This is a genomic window from uncultured Paenibacillus sp. (assembly GCF_963515335.1).
Taxonomy (GTDB): Bacteria; Bacillota; Bacilli; order Paenibacillales; family Paenibacillaceae; genus Paenibacillus_I.
In genome coordinates this window covers 16,607-33,681 of record NZ_CAUPYC010000033.1, presented here as the reverse complement: position 1 = coordinate 33,681, position 17,075 = coordinate 16,607, and the positions used below count along the sequence as shown (strand labels likewise).

14 protein-coding genes are annotated in these 17,075 nt (G+C 60.7%); 1 reads left to right on the top strand and 13 read right to left on the bottom strand.

Annotated elements, in window-relative coordinates:
* Window positions 1-63: 63 nt before the first annotated feature.
* From RWM61_RS12045 to ftsE, 5 genes are all read right to left on the bottom strand, one after another.
* The gene (locus RWM61_RS12045) at window positions 64-1,344 is read right to left on the bottom strand and encodes a PDZ domain-containing protein (RefSeq protein WP_314001018.1); all 1,281 of its coding nucleotides are present in this window, start codon (window positions 1,342-1,344) and stop codon (window positions 64-66) included.
* Window positions 1,345-1,463: 119 nt separating this feature from the next.
* Window positions 1,464-2,975: a S41 family peptidase gene (locus tag RWM61_RS12040; protein ID WP_314001016.1), complete on the bottom strand. Its 1,512-nt coding sequence runs from the start codon at window positions 2,973-2,975 to the stop codon at window positions 1,464-1,466.
* A 134-nt stretch (window positions 2,976-3,109) separates the two neighbouring features.
* On the bottom strand, window positions 3,110-4,318 hold the full coding sequence (locus RWM61_RS12035; protein WP_314001014.1) for a peptidoglycan DD-metalloendopeptidase family protein: 1,209 nt from the start codon (window positions 4,316-4,318) through the stop codon (window positions 3,110-3,112).
* Between the two features lie 12 nt (window positions 4,319-4,330).
* Window positions 4,331-5,248, bottom strand: coding sequence for a permease-like cell division protein FtsX (gene ftsX / locus RWM61_RS12030; protein ID WP_314001012.1), 918 nt, complete (start codon window positions 5,246-5,248; stop codon window positions 4,331-4,333).
* Entirely contained in the window at window positions 5,238-5,924 is a 687-nt protein-coding gene (gene ftsE / locus RWM61_RS12025; RefSeq protein ID WP_314001011.1) for a cell division ATP-binding protein FtsE, read from the bottom strand. The genes ftsX and ftsE overlap by 11 nt, the downstream gene beginning before the upstream one ends.
* Before the next feature lie 265 nt (window positions 5,925-6,189).
* Here ftsE and RWM61_RS12020 point away from each other — a divergent pair, with 265 nt between their 5' ends.
* The gene (locus RWM61_RS12020; protein WP_314001009.1) at window positions 6,190-7,689 is read left to right on the top strand and encodes a VanW family protein; all 1,500 of its coding nucleotides are present in this window, start codon (window positions 6,190-6,192) and stop codon (window positions 7,687-7,689) included.
* 388 nt (window positions 7,690-8,077) lie between these two features.
* Here the strand turns inward: RWM61_RS12020 and argH are convergent, their stop codons facing one another.
* The 8 genes from argH to RWM61_RS11980 all read right to left on the bottom strand — a co-directional run bounded on the left by argH (window position 8,078) and on the right by RWM61_RS11980 (window position 16,942).
* On the bottom strand, window positions 8,078-9,493 hold the full coding sequence (gene argH, locus RWM61_RS12015; protein WP_314001007.1) for an argininosuccinate lyase: 1,416 nt from the start codon (window positions 9,491-9,493) through the stop codon (window positions 8,078-8,080).
* A 113-nt stretch (window positions 9,494-9,606) separates the two neighbouring features.
* Window positions 9,607-10,845: an argininosuccinate synthase gene (locus RWM61_RS12010; protein WP_314001004.1), complete on the bottom strand. Its 1,239-nt coding sequence runs from the start codon at window positions 10,843-10,845 to the stop codon at window positions 9,607-9,609.
* A 111-nt stretch (window positions 10,846-10,956) separates the two neighbouring features.
* Entirely contained in the window at window positions 10,957-11,889 is a 933-nt protein-coding gene (gene argF / locus RWM61_RS12005) for an ornithine carbamoyltransferase (protein WP_399538499.1), read from the bottom strand.
* A 73-nt stretch (window positions 11,890-11,962) separates the two neighbouring features.
* Entirely contained in the window at window positions 11,963-13,156 is a 1,194-nt protein-coding gene (locus tag RWM61_RS12000) for an acetylornithine transaminase (protein ID WP_314001002.1), read from the bottom strand.
* A 66-nt stretch (window positions 13,157-13,222) separates the two neighbouring features.
* Window positions 13,223-14,014, bottom strand: coding sequence for an acetylglutamate kinase (gene argB, locus RWM61_RS11995; protein ID WP_314001000.1), 792 nt, complete (start codon window positions 14,012-14,014; stop codon window positions 13,223-13,225).
* A gap of 46 nt (window positions 14,015-14,060) precedes the next feature.
* Window positions 14,061-15,299 carry a bifunctional ornithine acetyltransferase/N-acetylglutamate synthase gene (argJ, locus tag RWM61_RS11990; protein ID WP_314000998.1) on the bottom strand — a complete coding sequence of 413 codons (1,239 nt, stop codon included), beginning with the start codon at window positions 15,297-15,299 and terminating at the stop codon, window positions 14,061-14,063.
* Window positions 15,300-15,362: 63 nt separating this feature from the next.
* Window positions 15,363-16,412 carry an N-acetyl-gamma-glutamyl-phosphate reductase gene (argC, locus tag RWM61_RS11985; RefSeq protein WP_314000996.1) on the bottom strand — a complete coding sequence of 350 codons (1,050 nt, stop codon included), beginning with the start codon at window positions 16,410-16,412 and terminating at the stop codon, window positions 15,363-15,365.
* A gap of 227 nt (window positions 16,413-16,639) precedes the next feature.
* The gene (locus tag RWM61_RS11980; protein ID WP_314000994.1) at window positions 16,640-16,942 is read right to left on the bottom strand and encodes a hypothetical protein; all 303 of its coding nucleotides are present in this window, start codon (window positions 16,940-16,942) and stop codon (window positions 16,640-16,642) included.
* Window positions 16,943-17,075 lie beyond the last annotated feature (133 nt).

Sequence of the window (17,075 nt, the reverse complement as noted above, 5' to 3'; positions counted from 1 at the left end):
GCCCGCCGCCTGCATCACAGCAATATCGACGAACCCCCGCGCCTACGGACTCCGCCGCCTGCTTCACAGCGATACCGACGAACCCCCGCGCTTGCGGGCACCGCCGCTTTGCCGGAACAGATCGAACAGCGAGCGCGGAACGCCGCCCGCGACATGCGCCGCCCTCTCGTCCGGCGCCAGCACGACGCCGAGCTGATGATGCTCGCCTTCAAACCGCGCCCGCTGAACAAACTTGAGCTGGCCCTCCAGATTCAGCACCTCCAGCTTGCTGAAGGCGGAGTTCTCGAGCAGCCCCCGGTACAGATCCTCGTGCGAGCGGACACGAACACCGTTTACCTTGTGCAAAATCTCCCCGGCCCGTATGCCCATCCGGTCGGCCGGCGTGCCGGGAACGACAGCCAACACCCGCAATCCGCGGTCATCCTGGATATACAGCGGCGGCGTCCGTTCTTCCCTTCGCCGCTCGATATGATAAACCAGCTCGTGCAAAAGCGGCGCGGCGAGCGCAGCCACCGGCACGAAAGGCGTCCACCAAAAAGAGGCGGCCGCCAGAGCCGTCGAGGCCGCGCCCGACAGCAGCAGCTTGACGGAGGCCTGACGCGCCTTCTCGCGAGGCAACAGCGACGTGGTCAAGCCGCTGAACCCGATTAGGGCCGGCAGTCCGAGCATCGACCAGCCGCCCGCCGGCCCCTCCCCTAACAGCGGCGTCCAGGGCAACACCGCATCCGCCGCGGCGGAGGGGACAAGAAGCAAAAGCGGCACCGGCCAGAAAGTTTGGAGCTGGTAGCCGCCGACGAGCCGACCGCGTTTGCCTTCGACCGCGAGAGGCCCTGCGCCGCGTCCGCCCCGCCAGGCGACGAGACTCGCTTCGGCCAGCTGCAGCAGCCCGGCGATGAGCAGCAGGCCCGCCGCATCCTGCTCCGCCAGCGAAGCGGCGAACGGGCCGTACCATTCGGACGAGGCGGCCGGCTCGAAGCGGCCGAGCGTCCACTGGAGCAGCGCAATCAAACCCGCTCCATAAACAAAGCTCATAAACCGGATGCGAAGCAGCATCAGCAGCAGCGAGGCGCCCCACAGCCAGTACACCGCCTCGCCGTTAAGCGTTACACCGAGCAGAAGCGAAGCGGCGGACAGCACGATGCCCGCGGCAAGGCCGCCCAGTACCGCCGGCCCCACTATTCTCGGCCAAACGGTCAGCCGCACGTAAAACAGCCGGCGTTCCAGCCTCGTTTGCCTGGCGGCCAGCATGCCGATCAACAGGACTGCTATATAAGTAAAAGGCTGCAGCAGCAGGCGGCCTGCCGCCGTCCCCGCTTGCCCCAGCAACTCCAGTGCTGCGTCCAATTGCGTCCACTCCCATGCTGAAAGGTCTGAAAAAAGGAAAAAAGGCCGTGCGCCCGTGCGCGAACCGGCCTTCTATTCATTCGACGCGGCGGGCCGTTTCTCCTGCCCGGCAGCCATGGTCAAGGCGCAAGCCGGGCTGCCGACGACAGCGGCACGGCTTGAGCAGCGGCAGTGCCGGCGATCTGCGCCTGCAGACGCTCCACGGCCTTCACCAGCTGCGCATCGTTGGCCTCATCCATGATTCGTTCGACGATACGTTCCTCCAGCTCCTCCGCCGTCTTGGCGTCCGCCCGACCCGTAGCCGGCAACCCGGCCGCCGCCTGAAAAGCGCGCACCGCCGCTTCCGTTTCGGGGCTGAAGTAGCCATCCTTCCTGCCGGGCTTGTAGCCGAGCGCGTCAAGCATCACCTGCAAGCCTCGGACGTCTTCGTCCACCATATCCCTTCGCAGCGTATCCGTCTTCGAAATGCGGGCTACCGAAAAATAATCGGGCTGCGCCGCGACGACATCCGGCACGATGCCTTTGTCCTGAACCCAGGCGCCGCTTGGCGTCAGCCATTTCGCGACCGTCATTTTCACCAGGCTTCCGTCGCCCGTGACCTCGTAATCGCTCGTTTGAACCGTCCCTTTGCCGAACGAGGCTTCCCCGACGAGAAGCGCCCCCGCCGACTCCTTCAAGGCGCCGGCCAATACCTCGGACGCGCTCGCGCTGCCTTTATTGATCAGCACGCCGACCGGATACGGCTTGGCGCTGCCCTTGGACAGCGTCTGCTGCCTTTTGCCCGTCCTGTCTTCCTTGAAGACAATCGGCTTGCCCCGCTCGACGAAAGTCTGGGCGATCGACACCGCCGCCGGCAGCACCCCGCCCGGATTGTCCCGTACGTCGATCAGCAAAGCCTGCAGCCCTTGCTCTTCAAGCGCCCGCAGCTCCTCTTGGAACCGGTCGGGCGTGCTCAGGGAAAACAGCCGGATTTCGATCTTGCCGATGCCCCCGGGCAGCATTTGCGCAGACACCGTCTCCAGATCGATAGCGTCGCGCACGAGAATGAGCTGCATCGGCCGGTTCACGCCTTTGCGCTGCACCGTCAGCTTCGCCTTTGTGCCTTTGGGTCCGCGGATCTTGGCGACGGCCGCGCTCAGATCGAGCCCCGCAAGCGATTCGCCGTTAACCGTAAGCAGCACGTCCTGCGAGCGCAGGCCGGCGCGCTCCGCCGGGGAATCCTTCATGGCCGATAGGACGACGATCTTGCCGTCCTTCACGGTCAGTTCGGCGCCGATCCCGGAAAAGGAGCCTTCGATCGACTCCGACAGTTGACGGGCTTCCTCGTCGTCCATATAAACGGAGTAAGGATCCTGAAGCGCGGACACCATGCCGGTGATCGCGCCGTCGACTAACCGGTCGCGGTCGACGTCCCGATAAAACACGTCGTCGATCAACTTGAATACGGCGTTCAGCTTGTCGATTTCTTTTCCGTTCAATCCGTTCCCGGCAGTCGGCGTTTCCGTTCCGCCCGTTAACTCCCGCAATTCCGGCACCGTCAGCAGCCGGTCGGCGACCGTCAGCGTGACCAGCACCGAGCCCATCACGGCAATTAAAATAAAAATCGCTACCGTCCGGCCCCGAAAAAACATGACACCCCTCCATCTCAAGGTTCGGCGGAGCAGAACGAACATCGGAAGCATTCTCCGCAAGGAACGGAAAACCGCCAACCGCGCGTGCCGTCACACCCGGTTGGCGGCCGATCGTCCGTGGCCTGATGACGCGGTTAACCTTTTACATAGCTGGCCGGGCTAACCGCCTTGTCGTTCAACCGGACCTCAAAATGCACATGGTTGCCGGTTGAGTTGCCGGTGCTGCCGACCTCCGCGATTTTCTCGCCCCGCTTGACCGTTTGGCCTTTCTCCACCATAATCCCGCCTTCTCGTATGTGGGCATACAGCGTCCACATACCGTTCCCGTGATCGATAATGACGGCGTTGCCGTAACCGCTCCATCTTTGGGCGAGGATGACCGTACCGGCCTCCGCCGCATAGATCGGCGTGCCGAGCGGCGCGGCCATATCCCATCCGGTATGCATGGAGCCTTTACGCCCGGTGATGGGATTTACCCGAGGCCCGAACGGGGAAGTCAGGCGGTATGCGTCCTTAAGCGGCAGGGCCAGCTTGCCGCCGGTGTTATAATACACGACGTTTTTCTTCTTGCGCCGCTTCTCCATCTCTTCCTTTTCCTTCTTGGCCAACTCGAGCATCTGTGCCTTTTGCTCCGCGGAGATCGTCTCCAGATCCTCGGAACGGTCGTCTAACTGCTCTATCTGTGCGTTATATTGGAGAATCATCACTTCTTTTTCCTGCTCTTTTTGCTTAAGGGAATTGTAATATTTTTCCTTCTTGTTGTAAAGCTGCCGGATATCCGCAAGCTGCCGCTCGACCTGCCGCTTTTTCTCGTCGATCATAAGCTTGTCCGCCTGGAACTGCCCCAAAATATCTTTGTCCTGCGACAATATGGACTGCAGCAAATCGAACCGATCGAGGAAATCGGAGAAACTGCTTGCGTTGAACAGCACGTCCATATAGGAAACGAAGCCGTTTGTGTACATGAGCCTCATTCTGGATTGCAGCAGCTCATCCCTTGATTCGATACGCGCTTCCGTATCTTCCAGGGCTTGTCCGGCGGCAAGCAGCTCATTCTCGGACGCTGTGATGTTGTCGGTCACGGCCTGCATTTCGGCATTAACGGAATCGATCTGCTCGTTGATGAGATTGATCGATTCGGCTGTGGCCGTTTTGGCCTGGGCCACGTTCCGCTTGTCGAGGTCAACCTTCTTGAGGTTGTTCTCGACGTCGTTCATGTCCTGCTTCAAGCGGCTCATTTCGCTGCGGACCTTGTCCAGCCCGGATTCGGCTGCGCCCTCCACCGGCCGGAAAACAACGAATGCGAATAAGATCATTGCGGCAAACAGCAAACCTTTTCTCACGACTTCGACCACCTACACTTTCAAGTACTTGCGCACGGAAATCGTACTGCCCCAAATGCCGATCGCCGTGCCCAGTCCGATCAGCAGCGACCCTATCAACAAACCGGATTCCTGAAGCGTTACAAGCTTGATCATCATCAGTCCGAGCTCGAACTGCGACACGGCGACAAGCCGTGAATATCCGAACAGCAAGATGGCGGCCGTGATGCCCGAGCCGATCAGTCCGATCAACGCGCCTTCGATGAAGAACGGCCAGCGGATGAAATGGTTGGTCGCGCCGACCAGCTTCATGATGCCGATCTCGCGCCGGCGGGCGAATATCGTCATCTTGATCGTGTTGGAAATGAGGAACATCGCCGTTACGGCCAGGCCAAGCACGATGACGAGCCCGATATTGCGCACCGCCGTCGTCACCTTGAACATCGTCTCGACGGCGCCTTGCCCGTATTTCACGCTCATGATCGGCTGCGAGGGATCGTTGTCGCCGATCGCCTTGATCTTCTTGGCTACGAAGCCGATCTGCTCGGGATCGACTACCTCTACCGTGAACGAATCCGGAAGCGGGTTGTTCTCCTTATCGTAGCCCTCTAGCAGCTCCGCACCGTCTTCCCCAAGGTTCTTGCGGAGAATTTCGAGCCCCTCCTCCTTGGATACCGGCGTCACCTTGCTTACCTCCGGCAGGTTGCCGATCGCGTTGTTCAATGCGCCTTTCTTCGCCTCGTCCACATTGAGCGAAAGGAAGACGCGGATTTGGACCTGGCTTTCGATCTGCTTCGTCAGGTTGTTGACGTTAAGCGCCAGCAGCAGAAAGACGCCGAGTATGAACAGCGATATGAAAATCGAGCTGATCGACGCGAACGACATCCAGCCGTTCCGGACGATGTTCAGCGCGCCTTCGCGAAAATGGCGGAGAATGGTGCTAAATCTCATAACCATACTCCCCTCTTGCCTGGTCGCGCACGATAACGCCGTTCTCGATCGCGATGACGCGCTTGCGCAGCGTGTTGACGATCTCTTTGTTGTGCGTCGCCATGACGATGGTCGTTCCGCGAAAATTGATTTCTTCCATCAAATTCATGATCCCCCAGGACGTCTCGGGGTCGAGGTTGCCCGTCGGCTCGTCGGCGACGATGACGGACGGGCTGTTAACGATCGCCCTTGCGATCGCCACCCGCTGCTGCTCGCCGCCCGACAGCTGCGCGGGCAGGCTGGCATGCTTGGCTTTGAGGCCGACGAGATCGAGCACCTCCATCGTCCGTTTCCTGATCAGCCGGCGGGGCGCTTCGATGACCTCCATCGCGAACGCGACGTTCTCGTAGGCGGAAAGCTTCGGGAGCAGCCGGAAATCCTGGAAAATGACGCCGATATTGCGGCGGACGAACGGAATTTTGCGCTGCTTCAGCTTCCCGATGTTAAAGCCGTTGACCGAAATCTGTCCCTTCGTCGGAACCTCTTCCCGATAGATAAGCTTCATGAACGTCGACTTGCCGGCGCCCGACGGCCCGACCAGATAGACAAATTCGTTTCGATCTATAAGTACCGATACGCCGCGGAGCGCATGTGTGCCGTCGGCATAGGTCTTCCAAACATCGTGCATTTCGATCACTGTATCACATCCTGTTGAGAGTCAGTCTTATGAATTCGACATAAAAATCGAATTTCCTTTAAAACCGGTCATAAAGTTGCATTTTTAACAATTCTCATAATCGGTTTGCACCGCATGCCGACTGACTTTTTTCGCAGAAAAAGGAAGTCGCAATTTGTCGACGGGGCAGGGAGGCAAGGGTCGGAAGAAGCGGGGTTGGAATGGTTTGTCTTCGATTTTCATACCTATGAGAGAAATAAGATGCGGCAATCGAGGTGGCTTGTCCATGAAAAAAAGAAGCGTGCTCATCATCGCGGCCTTGTCGGCAGCGGTACTCGCAACAGCCGGTTGGGGTGCGCTGGTTATGTATGCCTCGCCGAACAGCATACCGGACGGCGTAATCGCGGGCGGGGTTCCGATCGGCGGACTGCCGGTTGACCGGGCGTTGGAAAAGCTTGTCGCGGCATGGGACGATCTGGAGTCGGGGAACGTAGCGGTAGAAGGCATCAACGGAAAAACGTCGCAATGGACGCGCTCGGAGCTCGGCTTCCGCATCCGCCGGGACGAATCGTTGAACGCGATCCGCCGTCTGCGGGAGGGCGGCGTTTGGAAAAGGGCGCGATACCGTTATGGATTCCCCAAATCGCTCGCCGCAGAAGCGGCATGGGACGAAAAAACGTTCGTCTCGGCTGCCCGGCGGGAATGGGGCTGGCTGGATGCGGTTCAGCCGGTTGACGCGGTCCGCACGATTACGGATGACGACCGGATCGTGTACAGGCCGCATTCGGTTGCCTATCGGGCCGATTATGACGGATTGTTCGCCGCGGTTGTGAAGGCGGCGAATTCGGGGACTTCTTCGGGTGACGCTTCCCGGTCGGCGGACGATGAGCCGAAGTCGGGGACAGGGGCGGTTGACGCGCGGAATATCCGGGTGAAGCTGCCGCTAAAAAAGATCGAGCCCGACGTGACGCTGGAGCGTTTGAAGGCGGAGGGCGTAGAGCGGAAAATCATGACGTTCACCACCGGACTCGGCAGCAGCGCCGCCGGAAGGATCCACAATGTCGCGATCACCGCGCGTACATTGAACGATTGGACGCTTGCGCCCGGCGAGATGTTCGACTACGGCAAGGTCGTCAAGGCCGTTCAGGTGAAATACGGCTACCGCGAGGCGCCCGTCATCCTGAACGGCAAACTGGTGCCGGGCATCGGCGGCGGGATTTGCCAGGTGTCCAGCACCTTGTACAACGCCGTGCTGCGCGCCGGACTGGAAATTGTCGAGCGGCGAAACCATTCGCTGCCCGTCTCCTATGTGCCCAAAGGGCAGGACGCCACCTTTGCCGAGGGCGCCATCAACTTCCGGTTCAAGAATACGACCGGCAAATATATCGTCATCCGCTCCGAGGTGGAAGGGCGGCAGCTCACCGTCAAGCTTTTCGGCACGATGCCGGCGAACGTCCGCTATGAAATCGAGTCGAGAACAGTGAGGCTGCTGGAGCCGCCGGTGCGTGAAATCCCCAACGCTTACGCCCCGTCGGGCAGCCGAAGAGTGCTGCAGGCCGGCAAAGCCGGCTTCGTCGTCGAGACGTACCGCACGCTTGTGCGGGACGGCAAAAAGGTGAGCCGCGAACGGGTGTCGCGCGACACGTACCGGCCGACGCCGAGCGTCGTGCTCGTCGGCGGCGCGCGCCCCGGCTCCGACTCAGCAGACGGCGGCGGTGGAGGCGCCCGCGGCGGCGGCGTGAACAGGACGCCGCTGCTGGAAGACGGCGTACAGACGCAAGAGTAGCCGTAAGGGGGCGGTCTGCAAAGACCGCCCTTAAGCGCTGCGTTGCCTTCGGCTCTCGGCGGACCCTCAGCCAAGGCACTATGTGCGCCCGGGACACTACCTCCACTACCTCCAATTCCCCCGCTAACGTGCGCCAGGACATTTGCAGCTTTCTCCACTGCCTCCCGTTCCGCTCTCTTACCTGCATTCCGCCGCTTATTTCCGTCCACCCTCCCGTTAGCCGCTCTCTAGCCTGCATTCCGCCGCTTATTTCCGTCATCCACCCCGTCCGCCGCTCTCTAGCCTGCATTCCGCCGCTTATTTCCCGCCGCCCCTCCGCTTCTGGCGTAAAAAGGCCGTTCAACCCCGCATCCTGCGGACTGAACAGCCTTTTTTCACGCTTGCTGCTTTATTTGCTTTTCTCCGCATACTCGTTCACCCACGCGGCGCTGCGCTCCAGCTCCGCTTCGGCGCGGGCGATCGCCTCCGTCACCTGCGGGGTCGCGGTGCCGCCGTACACGTTGCGCGCGTTGACGACACTCTCCGGCTGCAGCACCTCGTAGATGCGCTCGTCGAACAGCTCCGAGAACTGCTTGTACTCGTCCAGCGTCAGATCGAGCAGGTACTTGTTCTGCTGGATGCAGTACAGCACCGTCTTGCCGATCACCTCATGCGCCTGCCGGAACGGCAGCCCTTGGCCGACGAGGAAGTCGGCGATGTCGGTCGCGTTCGAGAAGTCCTTGTTGACCGCTTCCCGCATCCGCGCCTTGTTCACCTTCATCGTCGCGATCATCGGCGCGAACAGCTGCAAAGCGCCCTGCAGCGTGCGCACCGTATCGAACATGCCTTCCTTGTCCTCCTGCATGTCCTTGTTGTACGCAAGCGGCAGCGACTTCAACACCGTGAGCAGGCCGACGAGATTGCCGTATACTCGGCCGGTTTTGCCGCGGACAAGCTCCGGCACGTCCGGATTTTTTTTCTGCGGCATGATGCTGCTGCCCGTACAGAAGGCGTCGTCCAGCTCGACGAAGCGGAACTCCGTGCTCGACCACAGAATAAGCTCCTCGCTCAGACGGGACAAATGCATCATGATGATCGACGCATGCGACAGAAACTCGAGGATGAAGTCGCGGTCGCTGACCGCGTCAAGGCTGTTCTCGTACACGCGGCCGAAGTTCAGCTGCGACGCCACGAAATGGCGGTCGATCGGGAACGTCGTGCCGGCCAGCGCGCCCGCGCCCAAGGGCAGCATGTCGATGCGCTTGTAGCTGTCCTGCAGCCGCTCGGCGTCACGGCCGAACATCGAGACGTACGCCATCAGATGATGCGCAAAAAGGATCGGCTGCGCGCGCTGCAGATGCGTGTAGCCCGGCACGATCGTGTCGAGGTTCGCCTTCGCCTGCCCGATCAGCGCGGCCTGGAGCTTGTGCAGCAGGTCGACGAACTCGACGACCCGCTTGCGCAGGTACAGGTGCATATCGGTCGCCACCTGATCGTTGCGGCTGCGGCCCGTGTGCAGCTTGCCGCCGACCGGACCGATATCGTCGATCAGCGTTTTCTCGATGTTCATATGGATATCCTCGTCGGAGATCGAGTACTCGAGCTCGCCGCGCCTGATTTTATCCAGCACCCGGTTCAGCCCGCTCTTGATCGTCTCCACGTCTTCCTGCGGCACGATTCCCTGCTTGCCGAGCATCGTCACATGCGCAAGGCTGCCCTGGATATCCTCCTCGGCCAACTCCTTGTCGAACGTGATCGACGCCGTATATTCCTCCACCAGTTGGTCGGTTTTTTTCGTAAACCGGCCGCCCCACAATTTACTCACGTCTCGTTACGCTCCTTTACGCAAAATCATCCCCAATGTAACTTTCGATATTACTTTTCGGGGACCCCATAAAAGCTTGCCCGGGCGTCGGGCGCCCGGGCAAACAAGCACGATTACTTTCGTTTCGATTGCTCGACGCCCGAAGACACTTTAAGCCGCAGCGCGTTCAGGCGGATGAAGCCCGTCGCGTCGCCTTGGTCGTACGCCTTGGACGGATCGGCCTCCATCGTGGCGATGTCCGGGTTGTAGAGGCTGACCGGGCTTTTGACGCCCGCGCCGATCACGTTGCCTTTGTATAGCTTCAGCCGGACGACGCCGGAGACGTTCTTCTGGCTTTCCGTCACGAGCGCCTGCAGCGCCAGCCGCTCCGGCGCGAACCAGAAGCCGTTGTATACCAAAGTCGCGTATTTGGAAATGAGCGAGTCGCGCAGATGCATGACGTCGCGGTCCATCGTGAGCGACTCCATTTTGCGGTGCGCGGTGAACAGGATCGTCCCGCCCGGCGTCTCGTATACGCCGCGGCTCTTCATGCCGACGAACCGGTTCTCGACCATGTCGACGCGGCCGATGCCGTGCTTGCCGCCCAGCTCGTTCAGCTTCTCCATCACGCCAAGCGGATTAAGCCGCTCGCCGTCGACGGCGACGCAGTTGCCCGCGTCAAACGCCAGCTCGACGTATTCGGCCTGATCCGGCGCGTCCTCCGGCGACACGCTCAGTACGTACATGTCTTTGTTCGCTTCCGCGCTCGGATCGAACCACGGATCCTCGAGCATGCCGCTCTCGAAGCTGATGTGCAGCAGGTTGCGGTCCATCGAATACGGCTTCGACGCCGAAGCCTGAACCGGAATGCCGTGCTTCTCGGCATAGGCGATCATTTCCGCGCGGCCCGGGAACTGCTCCCGGAACGCCTCAATGCGCCAAGGCGCGATCACCGCGATGTCCGGCGCCAATGCCGCCGCCGTCAGCTCGAAGCGCACCTGGTCGTTGCCTTTGCCGGTCGCGCCGTGCGCGATCGCAGTCGCGCCCTCGGCGCGGGCAATGTCGACCATCCGCTTCGCGATGAGCGGACGCGCGATCGACGTGCCGAGCAGGTATTGCCCTTCGTACAGCGCGCCCGCCTGGAACATCGGATAGATGAAATCTTTCGCGAATTCCTCGCGCAGGTCGTCGATGTATACTTTGGATGCGCCGGTCGCGAGCGCCTTCTCCTCAAGGCCGTCCAGCTCTTCCTTTTGTCCGATGTCGGCCGTGAATGCGATGATCTCCGCGTCGTATGTTTCCTTCAGCCACTTCAGAATGACCGAGGTGTCGAGGCCGCCCGAATAGGCCAGCACGATTTTTTCCTTCGCCATAACGATTCCACTCTCTCCTTCGCCAAAATGAATGCGGCAGCTTCCGGGCCGTTCGTCCGTCCGTCCATCCGTTCGCCGGTCAGCCGCCCGTGCCGGCCGGAGCCGCCTATTTCACATAATCGCAGCCATGATCGCCTTCTGCGCGTGCAGCCGGTTCTCGGCCTCGTCGAACACGATGGAATGGCTGCCGTCGATAATCTCCGCGCTCACTTCCTCGCCGCGGTGCGCGGGCAGGCAGTGCAGGAACACATAGTCGCTCTTGGCGTATTTCACGAGCTCCTCGTTGACCTGGTAGTTCCGGAACGCAATCTCGCGCTCCTTCTGCTCGGCCTCGAAGCCCATGCTCGCCCACACATCGGTATAGACGATGTCAGCTCCTTCAATCGCTTCCCGCGGGTCGCGCACCACCCGGATGGTCGAGCCCGTTTCCGCGCCCATATCCTTCGCCTGCCTGGTCAGGTCCTTGTCCGGCTCGTAGCCTTCCGGCGATGCCACGGACATGTGCAGGCCAAGCTTGGCCGCGCCCACCATCAGCGAATGCACCATGTTGTTGCCGTCGCCGATGTACGCGATCTTGAGCCCTTCCAGGCGCCCCTTGTGCTCGAGCACCGTCTGGTAGTCGGCCAGCGCTTGGCACGGATGGGCGTAATCGGTCAGCCCGTTGATGACCGGAACCGTGGCGCCGCGCGCCAGCTCGATCACCGTCCGGTGCGCATAGGTGCGGATCATGATGCCGTCGAGGTAACGCGACATCGTCTGCGCCGTATCCCATACCGTCTCTCCGCGGCCCAGCTGCAGGTCGTTCTTGCTCAGAAAAAGCGCGTGCCCGCCCAGCTGGTACATGCCCACCTCGAACGATACGCGGGTGCGTGTCGACGATTTCTCGAAAATCATGCCCAGCGTCTTTCCCTTAAGCGGCTGGTACGTTTCCCCGGCCTTCCGCTTGCGCTTCAGCTCAATGGCAAGGTCGATCAGGTAACGGACTTCCTCCGGCTTGTAATCGGCCAGCGCAAGGAAATCCCGCCCCTTCAAATTGACGGCCATCTCTTCTTTTACCGTATCTTGCACTTCCTTCACTCCCTTAATATTTCACCCGCTTAAGCGGAAAATGTCGCCCCTACTTCGCAGCCGCAGCCTGGCCCTCCAGCACGCCGGACAAAATGCCGACCGCTTGGTCGATCTCTTCATGGGTAACGAGCAGGTTCGGCAGCAGACGGATCACGTCCGGACCCGCCGTCACGACAAGCAGCCCCCGGCTGCGCGCTTCCGTTACCAAGTCGCCGACCGGTCCGGCGCACTCGATGCCGATCAGCAGCCCTTTGCCGCGCACTTCCTTCACGAACGGATTGCCGCCGAGCTTCCCGCGCAGCTGCTCCCGCAAATAGTCGCCCGCTTCCGCGGCGCGCGCCGGTACGTTGTCGCCGACGATCGTCTCGACGGTCGCCTTGACGACCGCGGCCGCAATCGGCGTGCCTCCGAACGTCGAGCCGTGGCTGCCGGCGCCGAACGCTTCGGCCAGCTTGCCCTTCGCCAGCATGGCGCCGACCGGGAAGCCGCTGCCGAGCCCTTTGGCCAATGTGAAAATATCCGGCTGAATGCCGTAATGCTCGAACGCGAACAGCTTGCCGGTCCGGCCCATGCCGGTCTGAATCTCGTCGACGATCAGCAGAAGGCCATGCTTGTCGCACAGCTCCACGACCGTCTGCAGGAATGCCGGGTCGACCGGATGGACGCCGCCCTCGGCCTGCACCATCTCGAGCATGACCGCCGCGGTGTTCCCGCTGATCGCCGCCTCCAGCGCCGGCACGTCATGCAGCGGCACCGTCACGAAGCCTTCCGGCAGAGGGGCGAAGCCTTCTTTCACCTTTTCCTGCCCGGTTGCCGTCAATGTCGCCAAAGTCCGGCCGTGAAACGATTTCGTGAACGTAATGACCTCGTAACGCCCGGTGCCGAGCACCTTCTGGTGGTAACGGCGCGCAAGCTTGATCGCCGCTTCGTTCGCTTCCGCTCCCGAGTTGCAGAAGAACACCGCTTCCGCATGGCTGTTGTCGGTCAGCAGCCTGGCCGCCGCCTCCTGGTTCGGGATATGGAACAGGTTGGACACATGCCACAGCTCATCGAGCTGCTTGACCAGCGCGTCCTTCACCTTCGGCGGCACATGGCCGAGGTTCGTTACCGCCAGCCCGCACATGAAGTCCAAATATTTGTTGCCCTGATCATCCCACAGCCAGCTGCCCCGCCCTTTCACAAGCGCGACCGGATAACGGCCGTAAGTCGGAAAAAGCGAGCTTTGCGCGTTGGATTCAGTCATAATCGTTCCACCTCCGGATAATGGTCGTCTGTTAAATTGCCGGTTACCTGCCGATACGATGAAAAGCTATTCGCGCACGATTCGCGTGCCGATCCCGCCTTCGCGCACCGCCTTGCCGAGCACGCCCGGCTCGTCGCCGTTCACGATCACGACCTCGCGCACCCGCCCCTGAATGCACTGGATGGCCGCGCGAACCTTCGGGATCATGCCGCCGTATATTTCGCCGCTTGCGATCATCGCTTCGATGTCCGCCACCGTCACTGTCGGCAGCACCCGCTTCTCGCCGTCCACCGTCTTCAGAATGCCGGGCACGTCCGTCACGACGATCATCCGCTCTACGCCGAGATGCGATGCCACAGCGCCGGCGGCGGTGTCGGCATTAATGTTGTAGCGCTGGCCGGCCTCATCGATCCCGATCGGCGCAATTACAGGAATGTAGCCCATGCTCATGACGCCCTCGATGACGACGGCGTTCACATCGGTCACGTCGCCGACGAAACCGATCTCGTCGCTGTTCGCCACGGGCTTCGACTGAATGAGCTCCCCATCGACGCCGGACAGGCCGAGCGCCTTGGCGCCGCTCTGCTGGATTTTGCGCACGATCTCTTTATTGATTCGGCCCGCCAATACCATCTCGACGACGTCGAGCGTCGCCTCGTCGGTTTTGCGCAAGCCATTGACGAATGCCGATTCGATGCCGAGCTTCGTCAGCGTCTCGGAGATCGCAGGGCCGCCGCCGTGCACGATGACCGGCTTGACGCCCTCCTCCTGCAGCTGCCGCAGCTCGCCGAAAAACGACGCCGGCAGCGCCGCGAGCGTGCTTCCGCCGCATTTCATCACAAAACGTTGTTCCGTCATCGCCTTTACCGTTCCTTTCCTTTCCGCTCCGTTCCGTTCCGTTCGCTTAAGTCCGATAGGCGGCGTTGATCCGCACGTAGTCGTACGTCAGGTCGCAGCCCCAGCCGGTCGCTTCGCCTTCGCCGTAATGGAGCTCGACATGAATCTGAACCGTGCTGCCCTTCAAATATTCAAGCGCCCGCTCCTCGTCGAACGGAATCGGCCGGGACTGCTCCAGCACCGCGATGTCGCCGAGCCGGATATCCACCGTCTCCGGATTGACCGGCTGGCCCGCGCGTCCAACAGCCGCGATAATGCGGCCCCAGTTGGCGTCCGCGCCGAACACCGCCGATTTCACAAGCGACGAACCGATGACCGTCTTCGCAATGGCCCGCGCGGATTCGTCGGTCAGGGCGCCGCGCACGCGCACCTCGATCAGCTTCGTCGCGCCTTCGCCGTCGCGCGCAATCGCTTTCGCCAGCACCTCGCATACGTAGCGCAGCGCGTCGGAGAACTTGCTCCAATCCGGATGGCGCTGCGTCAGCTCTTCATTGCCCGCGAGGCCGCTCGCCATCGCGACCAGCATGTCGTTCGTGCTCGTGTCTCCGTCGACCGTGATCATGTTAAACGAAAGATCGGTCGCGTGGCGGAGCAAATATTGCAGCGACTCGTTGCCGATCGCCGCGTCCGTCGTGACGAAACCCAGCATGGTCGCCATGTTCGGGTGGATCATGCCGGAGCCCTTCGCTGCGCCCGCGACGTGCACGGTGCGGCCGTCGATCTCGACGGAGACGCAAACCGTTTTCTCCACCAGGTCCGTCGTCAGAATCGCCTGGCTGAAATCGTCCGCGCCGTTCTTGCCGCCGTTCAGACGGGCCGGCATTCGGACGATGCCCTCCAGCACGCGGTCCATCTTCAGCAGCTCGCCGATCACGCCGGTAGAGGCTACCGCGACGTGATGCGCGGGAACGCCGATCGAATCCGCGAAGGAATCGCGCATCTTGTACGCATCGGCCTCGCCCTGCTTGCCCGTGCAGGCATTCGCATTGCCGCTGTTGACGAGCACCGCGCGCAGCTTGCCTTCCTTGCCAATGCTCTCGCGCGTAACCAGCAGCGGCGCCGCTTGAAACACATTCGTCGTATATACGCCCGCCGCCGAAGCCGGCACCTCGCAGACGATGGCGCCCAGGTCATGGCGGGTCGTTTTCTTCAAGCCGCAGTGCAGACCGCCCGCTCTGAAGCCTTGGGGCGTCGTGATCGAGCCGTCCGGCACGACCTTGTACGAAGCTGGCGTTCCATTTTCCATTCCGATCGAATTCTCCTTCACGTAAGCCATGATAATGGGATGCTGATGATTCGATGCGATGCTTTACGGATAGACCGGCACGAATTCCAGTCCAAGCTGCTCGTCCCAACCCATCAGCAAATTCAGGTTCTGGACCGCCTGCCCGGCCGCGCCCTTCACCAGGTTGTCGATAACCGACACGATCGTGACCCGGCCGGTCCGCTTATCGACGGCAAAGCCGATGTCGCAATAGTTGGAGCCGAACACCTCTTTGGTAGCCGGCAGAACCCCTTCGCTTCGGATACGAACAAAGCGGCGGTTCTCGTAGTAACGACGGTACAAGTCGATAAAATCGCGATCGCTGCGATCGCCTGAGATCGTGGCATACATGGTGCTCATGATGCCGCGCGTCATCGGCACCAGGTGCGCGGTGAACGTCGTCGTCACCGGCTTGCCGGCCACGCGCTTCAGCACCTGCTCGATCTCCGGAATATGCTGATGCTTATTGACCTTATAAGCTTTGAAATTTTCGTTGATTTCCGCATAATGGGTGCCGAGGCTCGCGCCGCGGCCGGCTCCCGAAACGCCCGATTTGGCGTCGATAATAATCGTCGCCGGATCGATCCAGCCTTCCGCCACGGCCGGTATGAGTCCCAGCAGCGCTGCAGTCGGATAGCAGCCCGGATTGGCGATCAAGTCCGCACCCTTCGACTCTTCCCCGAACACTTCGGCGAGGCCGTAAACGGCGCGATCCAGATGCGCTTGCCCGGCAGGCTCCTTTTTGTACCATTCCTCATATAAAGCCGGCGACTTCAACCGAAAATCACCGGACACGTCGATCACCTTCAGCCCGACCTCAAGCAGCTGGGGCGCGAGCTTCGTTGCTACGCCCGCGGGTGCTGCGAGAAAAACAACATCCGCCTTGGCAGCGATTGCGGCCGGCTCGATGCCGTCCAGCAGCTCGGTGCGGATTTCCGTCAGATGCGGATAACCTTCCGCAATCGGAGACCCGGCGTTCGAGGACGAAATGACCGACGTCACCTCTATCTGCGGATGCGACGCAAGCAGCCGAATCAGCTCCACGCCGCCGTATCCGGTCGATCCGACGATCGCGGCTTTTATCTTGGAATCCATAACATTCTCTCCTATCCCTGAACTTCCTAAGTAACCATTCTACACCAAGCGGCCGTTCGAATAAATAGCGCTCAAGATTGTATTATTATACATTCTGATTTATTTAAATACAATGGTTTTGGGGAACTCTCTTCAGCCGCACCCATCAATATAGTACAAAGAAGACAGGACCTCCAACACATTAAAAATCCCCGATTGCTGACAATCGGGGATCGGACGTTACAGCTTTATAAAAGATGCTTCGTAATGAGCTCCTGCTTCTCGACCCGTTTGGTCAGCGCTTCGAACTCCAACTGGATAACGCTCAGCTTGATCGCCTGCTTCTCCGTGTGGATCGCAAGCAGTTCCGTCTGCTTTTCCTCGATCTCGTCGAACCGGCGGTTCATCTCCGTGCGCAGGTCGTTGACCTCCATGCGCAGGTCGTTGATCTCCGCCTTCAATTCCGTGCGCAGATCATCGATCCGTTGGTCGACGTGCCGGATAATCCGGCCCTCCATCTGCTCGAGCGCCTGCAAAATGCTTTGTTCCATCTTCCTTCATCTCCTCTTCCAGATATGGAATAGGAACGGACAACAGGCGTGCGTATGCGATGCGGCAGCTGTCGTCACGGGTTTGGTGTTCCTGACACGATTATACATTAGAAGTGTGTTTAAGACTAGCCTT

Coding starts and splice junctions, on each gene's coding strand:
- RWM61_RS12000 (WP_314001002.1), bottom strand. CDS start 13,156: ATGACTGAATCCAACGCGCAAAGCTCGCTTTTTCCGACTTACGGCCGT.
- RWM61_RS12020 (WP_314001009.1), top strand. CDS start 6,190: ATGAAAAAAAGAAGCGTGCTCATCATCGCGGCCTTGTCGGCAGCGGTA.
- argC (WP_314000996.1), bottom strand. CDS start 16,412: ATGGATTCCAAGATAAAAGCCGCGATCGTCGGATCGACCGGATACGGC.
- argJ (WP_314000998.1), bottom strand. CDS start 15,299: ATGGAAAATGGAACGCCAGCTTCGTACAAGGTCGTGCCGGACGGCTCG.
- ftsX (WP_314001012.1), bottom strand. CDS start 5,248: ATGAGATTTAGCACCATTCTCCGCCATTTTCGCGAAGGCGCGCTGAAC.
- argF (WP_399538499.1), bottom strand. CDS start 11,889: ATGGCCGTCAATTTGAAGGGGCGGGATTTCCTTGCGCTGGCCGATTAC.
- RWM61_RS11980 (WP_314000994.1), bottom strand. CDS start 16,942: ATGGAACAAAGCATTTTGCAGGCGCTCGAGCAGATGGAGGGCCGGATT.
- RWM61_RS12010 (WP_314001004.1), bottom strand. CDS start 10,845: ATGGCGAAGGAAAAAATCGTGCTGGCCTATTCGGGCGGCCTCGACACC.
- RWM61_RS12040 (WP_314001016.1), bottom strand. CDS start 2,975: ATGTTTTTTCGGGGCCGGACGGTAGCGATTTTTATTTTAATTGCCGTG.
- argB (WP_314001000.1), bottom strand. CDS start 14,014: ATGACGGAACAACGTTTTGTGATGAAATGCGGCGGAAGCACGCTCGCG.